Genomic DNA, 15,774 nt, shown 5'->3' with positions numbered 1-15,774 from the left:
GTCACTGCACAAGGAGAAGAGACATGACCAGCAGGGTAGCCATCGTCACCGGCGCGAGCCAGGGCATCGGGCGCGCGACCGCGATCCGGTTCGCGCGCGATTTTGAATCGCTCGTGCTCGTCGCGCGCAACCGCGAACATCTCGAACAGACTGCCGATGCAGTCCGCCAGGCGGGCGCGCAAGCACTCGTCATCGACATCGATCTTGCACTGGCCGATGCTGCGCAAAAGGTGGTCGATGCCACGCTCGCAACGTTCGGACGGATCGACGCGTTGCTGAACATCGCGGGCGCCGTGCCTCAGATCGACGTGTTCGACATGACCGATGAAGCGTGGCACGACGGCCTCGCGCTGAAGCTTCACGGGGCGCGGCGACTGACGATTGCGGCATGGCCTTCGCTGAAGGCGAATTCAGGCGCAGTCGTGCTGATGTCGGGCAATTCCGCGCTCTTTCCGAAAGCGCCTTACGCGGCGGTCGGCACGATCAACGCCGCGATCGTCGCGCTGGCGAAAGCGTTCGCCGATCGCGGCATAGCGGACGGCGTGCAGGTGAACAGCGTGTTGCCCGGTCCGGTGATGACCGGCCGGCGCCGCTCGTATCTCGAACATTGGGCGCCTTTGCATGACATGACGGTGGAGGAAGCCACGGCGCGCTTTCCCGTCGAAGCGGGCATCGCGCGTTATGGCACGCCAGAGGAAATCGCAGAGTTGATGGCGTTCGTCGTGTCACCGGGAGCGCGGTGGATGACGGGTACGACGTTGCGCATGGACGGCGGAGAAGTGAAGTCGATCTGAGACGCAGCGTGCGCGAGACCGCGATTCAAACCAGCGCCTGGCTAGCCGCGGCCGCGCGGCTGCGCAGCCAGTTGATGCTCGCGAAAAGAAGCACCGCGAACACGATCAGCATCGTGGCCACCGCGAGTATCGATGGATCGATCGAGTCGCGGATGCCGCTCCACATCTGCCGCGGCACCGTCCGTTGATCCGGCCCGCCAATGAACAGAATGACGATCACTTCGTCGAACGAGGTCGCGAAGGCGAAGACGCTGCCTGTCGCGACCGCTGGCGTGATGAGCGGCAAGGTCACGCGCCTGAACGTGACCCACGGCGTTGCGCCAAGACCGGACGCAGCGCGCAGTAGACTCTGATCGAACGATAGCAGCGATGCAGTCACCGTGATGACCACGAATGGCGTGCCGAGCGCCGCATGCGCCAGCACGACGCCGGGGTACGAGTTCACAAGACCCAGCGGCGCGAAGATCAGATAGAAGCCCGCGGCGACGACGACGATCGGCACGATCATCGGCGAGATGATGATTGGCATGATGAGCGAGCGCAGCGGGAACTGCGTTCGGCTCAGACCCAATGCGGCGAGCGTGCCGAGACAGGTGGCGATCAACGTCGACGCCGCGCCGATACCGATGCTGTTCGCGAGCGAGCGCTGCCATTCCGCGCTCGTGAGCGCCTGCTCATACCAGCGCATCGAAAACCCCTGCAACGGGTACGAGAAGTACGATCCCGAATTGAACGAGAGCGGGATGATCGCGAGAATCGGCGCAATCAGAAAGAACAGCACGAGCGCGGTGTGCAGGCGCACCCAGCGCGCGGCAATGCGTTCCGTCAGCACCTTGTTGCGTTGGTCGGGCATGTCGTTCCTTCGTCGTATCCGCATTGTTCAGCCGAAGCGCAGCCGGTCGATGCCGACGATGCGGTTGAACAGGAAATAGAAAATCGCCGTGAAGATCACGAGGTACGCCGAGAGCGCGCCAGCGAGCCCCCAGTTGAGCTGCGTGTTCGTCTGCATCGCGATGAGCTGGCTGATCATTTCGTCGCCTGCACCGCCGAGCAGCGCGGGCGTGATGTAGTAACCGAGCGCGAGCACGAAGACGAGGAAGCAGCCCGCGCCCACGCCCGGCAGCGTCTGCGGGACGTAGATGCGCACGAATGCGGTGAGCGGATGTGCGCCGAGCGACTGCGCCGCACGCACGTACACGGGCGGCACGCCCTTCATCACCGAATAGATGGCGAGGATCATGTATGGCAACAGCACATGCGTCATGCCGATGAGCACGCCCGTGCGATTGAAGATGAGCGGCACGGGGTGCGTGGCGAGGCCGAGTCCCATCAACAGGCCGTTGATGACGCCGCCCGGCTGCAGCAGCACGTACCATGCGGTCGTGCGCACGAGCAGCGACGTCCAGAACGGCACGATCACGAGCAGCATCAGGCGGTTGCTGCTCTTCGCGGGCAGATTGGCGAGCAGCCACGCGACCGGATAGCCGAGCAGGAGACACAGCAGCGTGACGGTGGCGCTGATGGTTATCGTGCGTACGAAGGCCTGCCGATAGACCGAGGCATTCTCGGGCATGGAGGCGACCGTCCCTTGGGGCGTCACTTGAGCATCCACGGCTGCGAGCAGATAGTCCGGTGTGGGCGAGGCCGCTGCGCGCTTCAGCAAGCGCCAGATCTCGGGCGAATTCCAGCGCTCGTCGAGCCCGATGAGGGCGGCCTTCCATGCAGGCGGCGCGTCAGCGGGCAATTGACGCGCTGTGCGCATCAGCAAGCTTCGGAACTCGGGCTGGGCGAAGTTCAGACGCCGCGCGACGGTGCCCAACTGTCCGCCCTGCTGCGCCTCTCTGAGTCCCGAGGCGAGCAGGGCGAACGTATGCTCGTCCGGCACGCCGCGCCCGTCCCAGGCATCGAGCGCACGCGTGAGCGCGGGCATGCTGGCGGGTATCTCGCGATTCTCCACGCTGCGTGCGAGCAGTAGCGCGATCGGCGCGATGAACGTGGATAGCAAAAACACGATCAGCGGCAGCGCAAGCAGAAGCGCCTGAACTGCCGCGCGGCGGCGCGCCTTCCGGTACGAGGCGCGGCCGTCGGCTCTTGCGGGAGAGCCCGAAGGCGCGGCCGGGGCTGAAACGGGCATATTGGTGGTCGCGGTCAAGTTGGGCTCTCGTCGAACGGTGACGCTTCAAGTCATGCAAATGGCCGCGTTACTGCGTCAGCCAGACCTGAAAGCGCTTGTTGATCTGGTCGGCGTTGTCGGCCCAGAAGTTCGCGTTGATCTGCACGGCGCGCTTGAAGTTGTTGGGCGCGGTCGGAAGATCGGCGAGGCGCTGCTTGTCGACGAGCGCAATCGCGTCCTTGCGCGGCGGCGCGTAGGCGATGTACTTCGACAGGTCCGCGTACGCCTTCGGCTGCGAAGCGGAGACGATGAATTTCGCGGCCGTGTCGGCGTGCTTCGCACCAGCCGGAATGCCCCACCATTCGAAGTCGTACACCTGTGCGTCCCAGACCGCCTTGAAGGGCTTGTTCTCCTTCTTCGCTGCATCGTCGATGCGGCCGTTGTAGACCTGTGTCATCACGACTGCGCCATCCGCGAGCAGCTGCGGCGCCTGCGCGCCCGACTCCCACCACACGATGTTCTTCTTGATGGAGTCGAGCTTCTTGAACGCGCGATCGACACCGGCCGGCGTGCCGAGCACCTTGTAGACATCCTTCGGATCGACGCCGTCCGCGATCAGCGCCCACTCCATCGATACCTTCGGCGACTTGCGAAGGCCGCGCTTGCCGGGGAATTTGTCCAGATCGAAGAAGTCGTTAACCGTTGTGGGCGGCGTCTTCATCTTGCTTGCGTCGTAGGCATAGACCGTGGACCAGACCATGCTCGCCACCGCACAATCGCTGATCGAACCGGGGATGAAGTCGCTCGTCTTGCCGAGCGACTTCTTGTCGAACTTCTTCAGCAAGCCCTCGTCGCAGGCGGTGATCGCGTCGTTCGTTTCGAGGTCGATCAGATCCCACGTGGTGTTCTTTGCCTGCTCCATCGCGGAGAGCTTGGCGAGGCCGCCGTCATACGATTCGGTCGAGAAGTTCACACCGGTGGCTTGCGTGAACGGCTCGAAGTAGGCTTTCTTTGCCGCTGCTTCATATGCGCCGCCGAAGGTCACGACGGAAAGCGTCTCGGCTGCCTGAACGTGGACGTTGGCGAACGCGAGGACGGCGAGTGCGGCGCATTGAGCTTTGATGATTGTGCGCATGTCAGTTGGCTCCTGCTGTAGCGGGCGTGGTGATGGAAGTTGACGACGGTGTGGCGGAATGCAGCGCTGACGCGCTCATTGCGAGAATCTTGCAGTCGTCGTGGCGCCATGCAACATCGATCGCGCTGCCGGGCGAGGGCAACGCGTGGCGCTGCGTATTGGGCAGCTTGACGACGATGTCGTCGCGCGAGCCGAGCTTCAGATGCACGCGATGATGATCGCCGCAATACACCAGTTCCTCGACCCGGGCGTGGACCACGTTGCTGTGCTCGTCGACGTGCGAGCCCTCCGCGCTCGGGATGTGCGCGCGCTCGGGGCGCAGCGCGAGCATCGCTTCGTCACCTGCCGAGAGGCCGCGTTCGCAACGCCCGCGAATGACGCTGCCGTCGGAGAGCGCAAGCGTCGCCCAGTCCTCGCTCGCATTGACGACCCGCCCGGTCAGCCCGTTGTTTTCCCCGACGAAGTTCGCGACGAACGCGTTCTGCGCGTTTTCATAGAGTTCGCTCGGCGTGGCGGCCTGCTGGATGCGGCCGTCGGAGAAGACGGCGACGCGGTCCGACATCGTCAGCGCTTCGGCCTGATCGTGCGTGACATAGACGATCGTGAGCGACAGTTCGCGATGCAGGCGCATGATCTCGTACTGCATCGTTTCGCGCAGGCGCTTGTCGAGTGCGCCGAGCGGTTCGTCCATCAGCACGACGCTCGGTTCGAACACGAGCGCGCGCGCGAGTGCGACGCGCTGCTGTTGCCCACCGGACAGTTGCGAGGGACGCCGGTTGGCAAGATGCGGAAGCTCGATCATCTCGAGCGCGCGCTTCACGCGCGTCTTCTGTTCGGCGCGGCTCATGTGCCGGACAGAAAGCGGGAACGCAACATTCTCGGCAATCGTCAGATGCGGAAACAGCGCGTAGTTCTGAAACACCATGCCGATATCGCGCTGATGCGGCGGCTTGTCGTCGAGACGCCGGCCGTCGAGGCGAATCTCGCCTTGTGTCGGCGATTCGAATCCGGCGAGCATCATGAGGGTGGTTGTCTTGCCCGAACCCGACGGCCCGAGCAGCGACAGGAACTCTCCCTTGCGCACGTCGAGGTTCAGATCCTCCACGACGTAATGCACGCCGTCATACGATTTGCTCACGCCCGAGAACGATATGAAGGAAAGGTTTGACATCGTGATCGCGTCCTGTCGGTGTGCCGCCGTATTCATTGCTTGCTGAGTTGCTTCGCGAGATAGCGCGCGAAGTCATAGTTGGGGCGTTCGAGATGGCTGAGATGGCCGGGCTTCGCGAGCGGCGCATGCACGCCGCGAAAGACGGACTCCACACCGCGCTTGTCTTCCGCGTTGACTTCGTCGAGCAGCGTCTTCAACGTCGCCATGTGCGCGTTGGCCTCGGGATCGGCGACGAACTCGGGTGCAAGCCCGCCGCCGAATCGGATATGCACGCGCCCGACCCCTTGCGGCTGCAGCACGAGATACCAGAAGTAACCGGGCGTGAGCGTGACGAGATGCGTCGGATAGATTGCGAGCAGCGCCGTGGTCTTGCGCCAGTGTCCCGTGAGACGCGTGTTGTCCGGATGCGCGTTGCCGATGGGCAAGGACGCTTCCTTCGTGATCCAGTGATAGTTGAACGCAGGAAGGCCCGGCGGGCATTCCATTTCCTCCAGCCGCGAGTGCGGTCCTACCGTCGCGCGATGCAGCATCGGCAAGTGGTAGCTTTCCATGAAGTTCTCAGCCAGGATCTTCCAGTTGGTATCCCACACGTGCTCTTCATAGAAGGTCTCGACGTAATCGGACATGCCATACGCGCCGATCAGCTCATTCAGTTCCGCAAGCTGCGCTTGAACGGGCGGAGCGTTCTCGTCGAGCGTCACGTAAATCCATCCTTGCCATTCTTCGCAGCGCACCGCAGGCAATTGATAGCTTTCCTTGCAGAAGCCCTCCTGCCGGTCCATCATCGGCGCCCCTCGTAACGCGCCGTCGAGCGAGTAATTCCATGCGTGGTAAGGGCACACGATCCTGCGCACATTGCCGCGTCCTTCAAGCAGCACCGACATGCGATGCAGGCACACGTTCGACATCGCTTTCAACTGCATCTGCTCGTCGCACAGAACCGCGATCGGTTGCGCGCCGATGCGCGCAGTCAGATAGTCGCCGGGCGCCTTCAACGCGCTCGCTCGCCCGACGCACTGCCACTCATGTTCGAAGATACGGCGCTCTTCCAGCGCCAGGAATTCGGGCGAGGTATAGACGCCGGGTGGCATCGAATGCGCGTCGCCGAACGACCGTTCGCAGCCGGCCTGCAACGCTTCGACCAGTGTTTGCGCCGCGATTGTTCTCGCCGGATTCGCCATGATGCCCTCCTTGATCTATCCCCGTGGGAGCGCGCCAACACTTGGCTTCAAGGCGTCGCGCTCAACATGGTTTGAAATCTATCAAGCCAAATTGCCAGCCAAAATATTGTTTTCGGATACAAAGCAGAGCTTTTCCCTATGCAGCGTCTGTAGCCCGGCGCCTAGTCCGACACCGGTTCATGCGTCGAGATGCAGCCTGCGAATGTAGGTCTCGCAGAACGACGCAAAGCGCTGCACGACTTGCCGCGGCTTCATCGTGCGCGATTGCGCGATGCCAAGCGTCGTTGCGTTGACGCTGTCCTTGAAGCGCTTAATCACGAAATCTTCGCCATCCACCGTGCGGTTCGACTTGAGCGGGAAATTGAGGATGCTGTAGCCGAGACCGTTAGCCACCATGCCACGCACGACTTCCGGTTGCGAGGAGCGAAAGGCCGGCACCGGGCGGTTGCCCACCGCATCGAAGAGCGCGGCGAAATACTCGCGGCTGTGCGGCAGGTCCAGCATCACGTAAGGCTCGGGCAGCAAGTCGGAAAGCGAAACCTTGCGCGCGCGGGCAAGTCGGTGCGTCTTCGGCAGGATCGCATAAGGCGGCAGCGAAAGCAGCGGCGTGAAGGCGATGTCCTCCGTCAGATCGAGGCTATAGGTCAGGGCGATGTCGAGCGAGCCGTCGTGCAGCCCTCGCAAGAGACCGTCCTGATGCGCCTCGACCGTGCGAAACGAAATGCCCGCATGTTCGCCCGTGAACCGGCTGATGAGCCCCGGCATGAGCGGTGGCGCGAGCGAGACGAGACAGCCGAGTGCAATGGAACCTGTCATGCCGCCGTCCATCTCCTTGGCGGCCATCTGCAGTTCCTCGGCGATCTTAAGCAGGTTGCGCGCCTGCCCGAGCAAATCGCGGCCTGCCTGCGTGAGCGACAGGCCGCTCGCGTGATGTCGTATGAAGAGTTGCACGCCGAACGACACCTCGAGGTCCGCGAGCGCCGTCGAAATCGACGGCTGGGAGATGTGCAGACGCCGCGCGGCAGCGGTAAACGACAGGGTTTCCGCAGTGACGACGAAGTAACGCAATTGCCGCAACGAGTAGCGCAGGGGGTGGCTTTCCATTCGGGATGCTCCGCATCGAGACTTGATGGGCCGCATTTTGAAGCGTTCATAAAGCCTTGCATAGCCAAATCCGATGCTTAGCATTTTTTTAATATGTTTTTGGAATTCGAAGGGCGAGCGTAAATTTATTCCAGACGCAGGGCCTGCGGCAGCGCGTTGCCCGCGGGTTCTGCAGAGGCTTCCGCAAACTGCTCGCTCCACCCTGAATTTAACCGCGACGGTCGAGACTTCACTGGCGGCGAAGCCAGCACCGACGCGAATCGAACCGCCTTTCAGAAGGACACAGCCATGACAATGGAAACAACGTCGATCGACACGCTCATCGTCGGCGCCGGCCAGGCCGGCGTCGCCATGAGCGAGCACCTGAGCAAACTCGGTGTGCCGCATCTCGTCCTGGAGCGCCATCGTATCGCCGAGGCCTGGCGCACTGCGCGTTGGGATTCGCTGGTTGCCAATGGCCCTGCATGGCACGATCGTTTCCCCAACCTCGAGTTCGACGACGTCGATCCCGACGGCTTCGCCTCGAAGGAGCAAGTCGCGGACTATTTCGTCGCCTATGCGACAAAGTTCGACGCTCCCATCCGCACCGGCGTGGAAGTGAAGAAGGTCGTGCGCAATGCCGGGCGACAGGGTTTCACCATCGAAACATCCGATGGCGCGATCGAGGCCAACCGCGTGGTGGTCGCAACCGGTCCATTTCAGCGTCCCGTCATTCCGCCGATCGCTCCAGCAGCAGGGAAGCTCACGCAGATTCATTCCGCTGACTATCGCAACCCCGAGCAATTGCCCGCAGGAGCGGTTCTCGTGGTGGGCGCGGGTTCGTCGGGCGTGCAGATCGCGGATGAGCTGCAGCGGGCGGGCAAGCAGGTCTATCTGTCAGTTGGGCCGCATGATCGTCCTCCGCGGGCCTATCGCGGCCGCGACTTCTGCTGGTGGCTCGGCGTTCTCGGCGAATGGGATGCGGAGGTCATGCGGCCCGGCAAGGAACACGTCACCATTGCAGTGAGCGGTGCGCGCGGCGGCCATACCGTCGACTTCCGGCGTCTTGCGCATCAGGGGATATCCCTCGTTGGCCTGACGAAGTCCTTCGACGACGGCGTGGTGACGTTCGAGCAGGACCTCGCGGAAAACATTGCTCGCGGCGACGAGAACTATCTGTCGCTGCTGAACGCAGCCGACGCATACGTCGCCCGCAACGGCCTCGACCTTCCGGAAGAACCGGGGGCCCGCGATATTCCGCCGGACCCGGCTTGCCTGATCGATCCGGTTCTCGACCTCGATCTGGCGAAGGCCGGCGTGACCTCGATCATCTGGGCAACCGGCTACGCGGTCGATTTCAGTTGGCTCGATGTCGACGCCTTCGACGAAAAGGGCAAGCCGAAGCATCAGCGAGGCGTGTCGAAGGAACCCGGCATCTATTTTCTCGGTTTGCCGTGGCTCTCGCGTCGTGGCTCCGCTTTCATCTGGGGCGTCTGGCACGATGCCAGGCATATAGCCGACCATATCGTCACGCAACGCAAATATCTCGCCTACCGAGATCCTTCGCAACGTCATGCAGACGGCCATCGTGAAGAAGTTCCAGGCAGCGCATTCCCCGATTCGCGCGTGCATAAGGTGAGCGAGATGGGCGTGAGCTAACGCCTGCTCTTGTTCAAGCCGCAATCCATTTCTTTCAAGTATCAAGGTGCATTGATGAGCCAACCTACGCATACCCGCATCCGCATGTTCAACACGAAGGATACGTACCCGAACCAGACGCTCGACAACGATCTTTGTCAGGCCGTGCGCGCCGGCAATACCGTCTATGTGCGCGGCCAGGTGGGCACCGACTTCGACGGCAACCTGATCGGACTCGGCGATCCGCGCGCCCAGGCCGAGCAGGCGATGAAGAACATCAAGCAATTGCTCGAAGAGGCCGGCAGCGACATGACTCACATCGTCAAGACCACGACGTATCTGACCGACCCGCGCTATCGCGAGCCGGTTTATCAGGAAGTCGGCAAGTGGCTGAAGGGCGTGTTCCCCATCTCGACCGGCCTGGTGGTCAGCGCGTTAGGGCAGCCGCAGTGGCTGATGGAGATCGATGTGATCGCGGTCATCCCGGATGGCTGGAAGCCGCAAGCGGACTAAGGAGTCGACATGACATTTTCCGTTATCGGACGTTGCCATAAGACCGGTCAGCTCGGGATCGCCATCAGTTCTTCCAGTATCGCGGTGGGCGCGCGATGCCCGTGGGTACGCGCAGGCGTCGGCGCGGTGGCGACGCAGAACGTCACGCTGCCTGCGCTCGGTCCGCAGGTTCTCGACCTCCTCGAAAGCCTGCGAGTCGATCCTCAGGCGGCGCTGGATCGAGTGCTCGGTGCGAACGACTGGAGCGAGTATCGGCAAGTCACGGTGATCGATGCTCAGGGCCGCACGGCGTTCTTCAGCGGCAAGGAAGCGCTTGGCTTGTACAACGCCGTGCCGGGAGAGCAGTGCGTCGCCGCCGGCAACATGCTGGCGGGTGTCGAAGTCATCGAAGCCATGGTGCCGGCGTTCGAGAATACGCGCGGCATGCTCGCCGACCGGCTGCTCGCGGCCATGCATGCCGCGATGGCCGCCGGCGGCGAAGCGGGGCCCGTGCACTCGGCGGCGTTGAAGATCGCGGGTGACCTAAGCTGGCCGATCGTCGATCTGCGCGTCGACTGGGCCGACGAAGACCCGATCGGCAAGCTCGACAGCCTGTGGCAAGCCTATCGGCCGCAGATGCAGGACTACATGACCCGGGCGTTGAATCCGACCGCGGCGCCGAGCTACGGAGTGCCGGGCAATGAATGAAATGACGAGCCGCGAGTTGCTCGAACGGCTGATCGGGTTCGCTACGGTCAGTCGGGATTCCAATCTGGCGCTGATCGATTTCATCCGGCAATACCTTGAGGAACTCGGCGTCCAGAGCGAGCTTTTCTACAACGCGGAGCGCACCAAGGCCAATCTGTTCGCCACCATCGGTCCGGGTGATCGAGGCGGCATCGTGCTGTCGGGCCATACCGATGTGGTTCCGGTCGACGGGCAGGCCTGGACGCTCGACCCATTTCGTCTCACGGAGAAAGAGGGACGGCTTTACGGCCGCGGCACGGCGGACATGAAGGGCTTCATTGCGTCAGTGCTGGCGGCGGTACCGCTGTTTCTCGGGCGAACGCTCAGGTTGCCGGTCCACCTTGCGTTTTCCTACGACGAGGAAGTGGGATGCCTCGGCGTGCGGCCGATGCTGGCCGAACTGGAAAAGCGTCCGCACAAACCGGCCTTGTGTCTGATCGGCGAACCGACCGAACTCAAGCCGGTCCTCGGCCACAAGGGCAAGCTCGCGATGCGTTGCCACGTGAAAGGCGCCGCCTGCCACTCGGCCTACGCGCCTTATGGCGTCAATGCCATCCAGTACGCAGCGCGGCTGATAGGCCGGCTGGACGAGATCGGCGATCAGTTGTCGAATCCCGAGCATCGCGACGAGCGCTTCGATCCGCCGTTCTCGACCGTGCAGACCGGCGTGATCGAAGGCGGACGGGCGCTCAACATCGTGCCCGCAGAATGCCAGTTCGATTTCGAAGTGCGCGCGCTTCCTGGCTTCGATGCCCATCACGTGGCCGATGAACTGCGGACCTATGCCGAGAATGAACTGCTGCCGAAGATGCGCGCTGTGAAGTCCGACACCTACATTCGCTTTCATGAACTGAGCGCATATCCAGGATTGGCCACGCCGCCCGACAGCGAAGCGGCGCGTCTGTTGGAGCTGCTCGCCGGTTCGACGGAGTTCGGTACGGTCGCCTTTGGCACCGAGGGTGGACTCTTCAATCAGGCGGGCATTCCCACGGTGGTGTGCGGACCGGGAAGCATGGATCAAGGGCACAAGCCGGACGAATTCGTCACAGTCGAGCAACTGCGCGATTGCGATGCAATGCTGGCTCGCCTTGCGGACTACCTCTCGCCCGCATCCTGATACACGCGCCAACGCGCGGAAGTACCTGGCGGAAGCCCCCGACAAGTCTGGCCGGCCTGGTCAGTTGGCCGCGTTCTAGCGTCGCCTTTTCTCGCGAAGACACGACGCTCTTTGAAGCATCTCGACCCATATCCCTTGACTGCCAAGCGCGGCGGCTGATTCGGTATTGCCGATCGCGCCGGGAGTCGAAGGATGGATTGCCACCCATATCGAGCGCGCCTGGCCGCGCAAGACAGGAGACGAACTTGAATACTTCCGAACGCAATGCCTCTCCGTTGATCGAGAAACACACTATCGGTTATGTGCCGCCCGAAGACCGTCACGGAAAAGTGCGCGATCTCTTCACGCTGTGGTTCGGCGGAAACATCGCCCCACTGCCTATCGTGACAGGCGCGCTTGGCGTCCAGATCTTCCACCTGAACCTGCTGTGGGGAATTGTCGCGATCATCGTCGGTCAGGCCGTCGGAGGTGTGCTGATGGCCCTGCATTCGGCCCAGGGGCCGCAGATGGGCATCCCGCAGATGATCCAGAGCCGCGCACAATTCGGCTCATGGGGCGCACTGCTCGTCACCGTGATCGCGGGCGTGATGTACGTGGGCTTCTTTGCGTCCAATATCGTGCTCGCCGGAAAATCGCTTCACGGCATTGAAAACTCCGTCCCGGTCCCGGTCGGCATCGTGATCGGGGCAATCGGATCCGGATTGATCGGGATCATCGGCTACCGGTTCATCCATATCCTGAACCGCATTGGAACCTGGGTGCTTGGTATCGGCATCTTTATCGGTTTTGGCTACATCCTCACGCACATTCATACAAGCGACTTCCTTACGCGCGGCGGATTCGATTTTGCTGGCTGGCTTGCGACCGTCTCGCTCTCGGCGTTATGGCAGATTGCTTTCGCCCCGTACGTCTCCGACTATTCGCGCTATCTGCCGGACAACGTGCGCGTTGCATCCACGTTCTGGGCGACCTATCTCGGTTGCACGCTCGGCTCGACGCTCGCGTTCGTCTTCGGTGCAGTCGCAGTGCTGGCGGTGCCGCCCGGCGCAGACGCGATGGACGCCGTCAAGGAGGCCACCGGACCGCTCGGGCTGCCCATGCTCGTGCTCTTCCTGCTGAGCGTGATCAGCCATAACGCATTGAATCTCTACGGTGCGGTGCTCGCGGTCATCACATCGCTGCAAACGTTCGCCTTTCGCTGGATTCCGACTGCAAGGTCGCGAGCCGTGCTTTCGGTCGTCCTGCTCGTTGCTTGCTGCTATGGCGCGATCGGCGCATCGACGAATTTCGTTGCGAATCTGGTCGACCTCGTGCTTGCGCTTCTTGTGGTTCTCGTGCCGTGGACCACGATCAATCTGATCGACTTTTATGTGATCCACAAAGGGAAATACGACATCCAGTCCATTTTCGAAGCGGACGGCGGGATCTATGGCCGCTTCAATCCGCAGGCGCTGATCGCTTACGCGATCGGCATCGTCGTGCAAATTCCGTTCATGAACACGCCCATGTATGCGGGGCCGGTGCCGAAGTATCTCGGGGGCGCGGATCTTTCCTGGGTCATCGGACTGTTGCTGACGTCACCGCTGTATTATTGGCTGGCGTCGAGGGATACCGTCTACCGACGCAGGCAAAAGCGTACCAACATCACGTCGAGTGCGGCGAGATAGACACGATGGCACGGGTGGGCCGCGAAGAGTGCTTCGCGCTCACCGTCACGCGAGCCGCCTGGGCGAATCTGCGAACGCTCCTGGCGCGCGGCTATAATCGCGCTCAAACGTGACCAGGAAAGTTCTACTCGTGAAACGGATCATCGCCTTTGCACTCGTTGCGCTCGTACTCACGGGCTGCTCGTCCCCCGAGAAGCAGGTTCAACAAGCCCAGGAATTCATCCACAGCGAATCGGGCCTTGCCGCTGCCCAGCGCAATGCGGCGGTCGACTGCAACCCGGCGAATTGCGACGCCGCCTGGGCGCTTACGAAGCGCTATATTCAGGAGCATTCCGACACGCCCGTAACACGCGCGGACGCGGTTGCAATCGACACTGAGGTGCCGTCCGGTTCGGGCAAGGCCGCTTTCTCGGCGACCCGTGTTGCAAAGGGTGCCGGCGCGACGCTGACTCTATTTGCGCAGTGTCGCGGCATGTACAAGCCGGACAACGAGAAAGGCTCGGACTATAACGAGTGCGCCGAGAAAATCCTCAAGACGCAAAATGGCTATGTGGCGTTTCTCAACGCTCACGTACCGGGTCAGTAAGCAACGAAGGCGCGATGCCAGGAAGGTGTCGCGCCGTCGAGCGGGCTCAGCGCGCGAAGTATTGCTTCACTGACGCCACGAACGTGTCGATGTCCGCGCGCGTGAGATCCAGGTGCGTGACGAAACGCGACGCGTAGAGCATTTGAGTGAGAATCCCGCGCTCCTTGAGCCACGCTTCGAGCGGTGCACAATGCTCCGCCGGAAATTCGGCGAAGACCATGTTGGTCGCCTGCGAGGTCACCTTGACCTGTTCGATCCGCGCGAGCGCTTCAGCAAGATGAGCCGCGTTCGCGTGATCTTCGGCCAGACGCTCGACATTGTTTTCGAGCGCATACAGGCACGCCGCAGCGAGCACGCCGGACTGCCGCATGCCGCCGCCCAGTACCTTGCGCCAGCGATGCGCGCTGTCAATCAGCGCCTTGCTGCCGACCAGTACCGACCCGACCGGCGCGCCCAGTCCCTTGGAAAAGCAGATCGAGATCGAATCGAACGGCGCGCACAGCGCAGCGATCGATTGCCCCGACGCGACCGCGGCGTTGAATGCGCGAGCGCCGTCGAGGTGAGTCGCAAGGCCGCGGCTTCGCGCAAGCCCGACCGCCTCCGCTACGTATCCTGCTGGAAGAACCTTGCCGCCGATGGTGTTTTCCAGCGCGAGAAGTCGCGTGCGAGCGAAATGATCGTCGATAGGCTTGATCGCCGACTCGATCCTCGCGAGCGGAAGCGAACCGTCGGGGGCATTGTCGATCGGCTGGGGCTGGATGCTGCCGAGCACCGCCGCGCCTCCGCCTTCATACTTGTAGGTGTGCGCTTGCTGGCCGACGATGTATTCATCGCCGCGCCCGCAGTGGGCCATGAGCGCGGCGAGGTTGCTCTGCGTGCCGCTCGGAAAGAAGAGGGCGGCCTCCTTGCCGGTGCGCTCGGCCATCGCGGCTTGCAGGTGTATTACGGTCGGATCGTCGCCCCAGACGTCGTCGCCCGTGGGCGCGGACGTCATCGAGGCGAGCATGGCAGGGGTCGGGCGGGTGACGGTATCGCTGCGTAGATCGATCATGTTCGGATGTTCCTGCGTGTGTTGGCCGGGTGCGAAAAGCAGCAGAGTATAGCCAGCCATATTGACTCTTGCTATTCGAGGCATCACGGCGAACACGTAGCTTGGCTCTCTGTCGGCGACGGGCGAGGCGTGATCGGCCTGCGTGCCGAGATGCGTGCGCTGAATATCGCGGAAAGCGCGCTAAGCCGTCCGCATGGGTCGCAGTTGGAATACGAGGGGAGCGCTTCGGCCGCGCCGTGGGCGCACGCACAGCGTTTATCGGCAAGCGGATACAAATCTGGCTAAACCAGAGCGCTGGGTGTGGACTACTTCCTTTTCAAGCGTACTGATGTGTATATGGTGGGCGTCTGTCAGAAGGCGAGTGGCACGGACTCGACTGGTAAAGCAGCGGTGGCCTCGATCAGTCAGATCACCCCTTCCAGCACGAATCGACAGGCAGCGTTGCGTATCGCCATTCGACACAAGTTCTGAGCGCTCTCGACGGCAGAGGTGGGGTTAGAGCAGTCACAGTCACTCTTTCCTTGTCTTCGGCTGTTCGGGTTGCGGATCGCGTCCGCGTTGTGCCGGTGCCCGCGTGCATGCATCGGGCGGCGCCACATAGTTCACGTCGTTGCAGCAGCACGCATAGACCGGAAACCCATACGCGTTCGTGCCAATGACTTTGGTTGGCCCGTGCAGCGGGCACATCGCGTTCATGTCGTCTCCTTGAGATCGTATCGGACCTCGTAGGCTCGGCTTGTCCGTTCGGAACCGCCTTCCACTCGTCGATCACGCCGGGCGACGCAGGTCTTGCCAGTGGGGCTATAGACACCCCTATTCTACGGCCATCTCAACGTCGCGATGGTCCAGTTGCCAAAGGGCGCAACCGGCATCCGCCCATGCGGACTGCAATGAATCGTGCGCCGGCTCGCTCGAAATGGTCCTCAATGTGCATGCGCTCGGGCTGCGGGCGGACCGCGTTTTCCGCCGGGTCGATTGCGATCGTCCGCGCGTCGTTTG

At 62.4% G+C, this 15,774-nt stretch carries 15 protein-coding genes and 1 pseudogene; 8 read left to right on the top strand and 8 right to left on the bottom strand.

Going from position 1 to position 15,774, the window contains the following annotated elements; all coding sequences use genetic code 11:
• The first annotated feature begins 23 nt into the window (after positions 1-23).
• Complete coding sequence (locus AWB81_RS13130) at positions 24-794, top strand: SDR family oxidoreductase (protein WP_062635902.1); 771 nt, start codon at positions 24-26, stop codon at positions 792-794.
• A 25-nt stretch (positions 795-819) separates the two neighbouring features.
• Here AWB81_RS13130 and AWB81_RS13125 read toward each other — a convergent pair whose 3' ends face one another.
• The 6 genes from AWB81_RS13125 to AWB81_RS13100 form a co-directional block, all read right to left on the bottom strand.
• Positions 820-1,647, bottom strand: a complete 828-nt coding sequence (locus AWB81_RS13125; protein ID WP_062635901.1) for an ABC transporter permease — start codon at positions 1,645-1,647, stop codon at positions 820-822.
• Positions 1,648-1,674: 27 nt separating this feature from the next.
• Positions 1,675-2,928: an ABC transporter permease gene (locus AWB81_RS13120; RefSeq protein WP_062635900.1), complete on the bottom strand. Its 1,254-nt coding sequence runs from the start codon at positions 2,926-2,928 to the stop codon at positions 1,675-1,677.
• 67 nt (positions 2,929-2,995) lie between these two features.
• Complete coding sequence (locus AWB81_RS13115; RefSeq protein WP_062635898.1) at positions 2,996-4,042, bottom strand: ABC transporter substrate-binding protein; 1,047 nt, start codon at positions 4,040-4,042, stop codon at positions 2,996-2,998.
• Between the two features lies 1 nt (position 4,043).
• Positions 4,044-5,213: an ABC transporter ATP-binding protein gene (locus tag AWB81_RS13110; protein ID WP_062635959.1), complete on the bottom strand. Its 1,170-nt coding sequence runs from the start codon at positions 5,211-5,213 to the stop codon at positions 4,044-4,046.
• Positions 5,214-5,245: 32 nt separating this feature from the next.
• Entirely contained in the window at positions 5,246-6,394 is a 1,149-nt protein-coding gene (locus AWB81_RS13105; RefSeq protein WP_062635895.1) for an SRPBCC family protein, read from the bottom strand.
• A 177-nt stretch (positions 6,395-6,571) separates the two neighbouring features.
• Positions 6,572-7,498, bottom strand: coding sequence for a LysR family transcriptional regulator (locus AWB81_RS13100; RefSeq protein ID WP_062635893.1), 927 nt, complete (start codon positions 7,496-7,498; stop codon positions 6,572-6,574).
• A 288-nt stretch (positions 7,499-7,786) separates the two neighbouring features.
• Between AWB81_RS13100 and AWB81_RS13095 the strand changes: the two genes are divergently transcribed.
• From AWB81_RS13095 to AWB81_RS13070, 6 genes are all read left to right on the top strand, one after another.
• Positions 7,787-9,136 (top strand): flavin-containing monooxygenase, encoded by a 1,350-nt coding sequence (locus tag AWB81_RS13095; RefSeq protein ID WP_062635891.1) that lies wholly within the window; start codon positions 7,787-7,789, stop codon positions 9,134-9,136.
• 54 nt (positions 9,137-9,190) lie between these two features.
• Positions 9,191-9,628 (top strand): RidA family protein, encoded by a 438-nt coding sequence (locus AWB81_RS13090; protein WP_062635957.1) that lies wholly within the window; start codon positions 9,191-9,193, stop codon positions 9,626-9,628.
• A gap of 9 nt (positions 9,629-9,637) precedes the next feature.
• On the top strand, positions 9,638-10,315 hold the full coding sequence (locus AWB81_RS13085) for a DUF1028 domain-containing protein (protein WP_062635889.1): 678 nt from the start codon (positions 9,638-9,640) through the stop codon (positions 10,313-10,315).
• Positions 10,308-11,471 (top strand): acetylornithine deacetylase, encoded by a 1,164-nt coding sequence (argE, locus tag AWB81_RS13080; protein ID WP_062635887.1) that lies wholly within the window; start codon positions 10,308-10,310, stop codon positions 11,469-11,471. The genes AWB81_RS13085 and argE overlap by 8 nt, the downstream gene beginning before the upstream one ends.
• Before the next feature lie 245 nt (positions 11,472-11,716).
• The gene (locus AWB81_RS13075) at positions 11,717-13,138 is read left to right on the top strand and encodes a purine-cytosine permease family protein (RefSeq protein WP_200822496.1); all 1,422 of its coding nucleotides are present in this window, start codon (positions 11,717-11,719) and stop codon (positions 13,136-13,138) included.
• A 130-nt stretch (positions 13,139-13,268) separates the two neighbouring features.
• Positions 13,269-13,724, top strand: coding sequence for a lipoprotein (locus tag AWB81_RS13070; protein ID WP_062635883.1), 456 nt, complete (start codon positions 13,269-13,271; stop codon positions 13,722-13,724).
• Between the two features lie 46 nt (positions 13,725-13,770).
• Here AWB81_RS13070 and ltaE read toward each other — a convergent pair whose 3' ends face one another.
• Complete coding sequence (gene ltaE, locus AWB81_RS13065; protein WP_062635955.1) at positions 13,771-14,775, bottom strand: low-specificity L-threonine aldolase; 1,005 nt, start codon at positions 14,773-14,775, stop codon at positions 13,771-13,773.
• A 291-nt stretch (positions 14,776-15,066) separates the two neighbouring features.
• Between ltaE and AWB81_RS49140 the strand changes: the two are divergent.
• Positions 15,067-15,246, top strand: a pseudogene (locus AWB81_RS49140) (porin); the annotation flags it as partial.
• A 39-nt stretch (positions 15,247-15,285) separates the two neighbouring features.
• Here AWB81_RS49140 and AWB81_RS13055 read toward each other — a convergent pair.
• Positions 15,286-15,471, bottom strand: coding sequence for a hypothetical protein (locus AWB81_RS13055; protein ID WP_062635881.1), 186 nt, complete (start codon positions 15,469-15,471; stop codon positions 15,286-15,288).
• Positions 15,472-15,774: the final 303 nt, after the last annotated feature.

Origin of the sequence: Caballeronia arationis (genome assembly GCF_001544975.2) — a bacterium.
Taxonomy (GTDB): Bacteria; Pseudomonadota; Gammaproteobacteria; order Burkholderiales; family Burkholderiaceae; genus Caballeronia; species Caballeronia arationis.
The sequence above is the reverse complement of the archived record's forward strand: the minus strand, read 5'-3'. Positions and strand labels throughout refer to the sequence as shown.

Coding starts and splice junctions, on each gene's coding strand:
- AWB81_RS13130 (WP_062635902.1), top strand. CDS start 24: ATGACCAGCAGGGTAGCCATCGTCACCGGCGCGAGCCAGGGCATCGGG.
- AWB81_RS13125 (WP_062635901.1), bottom strand. CDS start 1,647: ATGCCCGACCAACGCAACAAGGTGCTGACGGAACGCATTGCCGCGCGC.
- AWB81_RS13120 (WP_062635900.1), bottom strand. CDS start 2,928: ATGCCCGTTTCAGCCCCGGCCGCGCCTTCGGGCTCTCCCGCAAGAGCC.
- AWB81_RS13115 (WP_062635898.1), bottom strand. CDS start 4,042: ATGCGCACAATCATCAAAGCTCAATGCGCCGCACTCGCCGTCCTCGCG.
- AWB81_RS13110 (WP_062635959.1), bottom strand. CDS start 5,213: ATGTCAAACCTTTCCTTCATATCGTTCTCGGGCGTGAGCAAATCGTAT.
- AWB81_RS13105 (WP_062635895.1), bottom strand. CDS start 6,394: ATGGCGAATCCGGCGAGAACAATCGCGGCGCAAACACTGGTCGAAGCG.
- AWB81_RS13100 (WP_062635893.1), bottom strand. CDS start 7,498: ATGGAAAGCCACCCCCTGCGCTACTCGTTGCGGCAATTGCGTTACTTC.
- AWB81_RS13095 (WP_062635891.1), top strand. CDS start 7,787: ATGACAATGGAAACAACGTCGATCGACACGCTCATCGTCGGCGCCGGC.
- AWB81_RS13090 (WP_062635957.1), top strand. CDS start 9,191: ATGAGCCAACCTACGCATACCCGCATCCGCATGTTCAACACGAAGGAT.
- AWB81_RS13085 (WP_062635889.1), top strand. CDS start 9,638: ATGACATTTTCCGTTATCGGACGTTGCCATAAGACCGGTCAGCTCGGG.
- argE (WP_062635887.1), top strand. CDS start 10,308: ATGAATGAAATGACGAGCCGCGAGTTGCTCGAACGGCTGATCGGGTTC.
- ltaE (WP_062635955.1), bottom strand. CDS start 14,775: ATGATCGATCTACGCAGCGATACCGTCACCCGCCCGACCCCTGCCATG.
- AWB81_RS13055 (WP_062635881.1), bottom strand. CDS start 15,471: ATGAACGCGATGTGCCCGCTGCACGGGCCAACCAAAGTCATTGGCACG.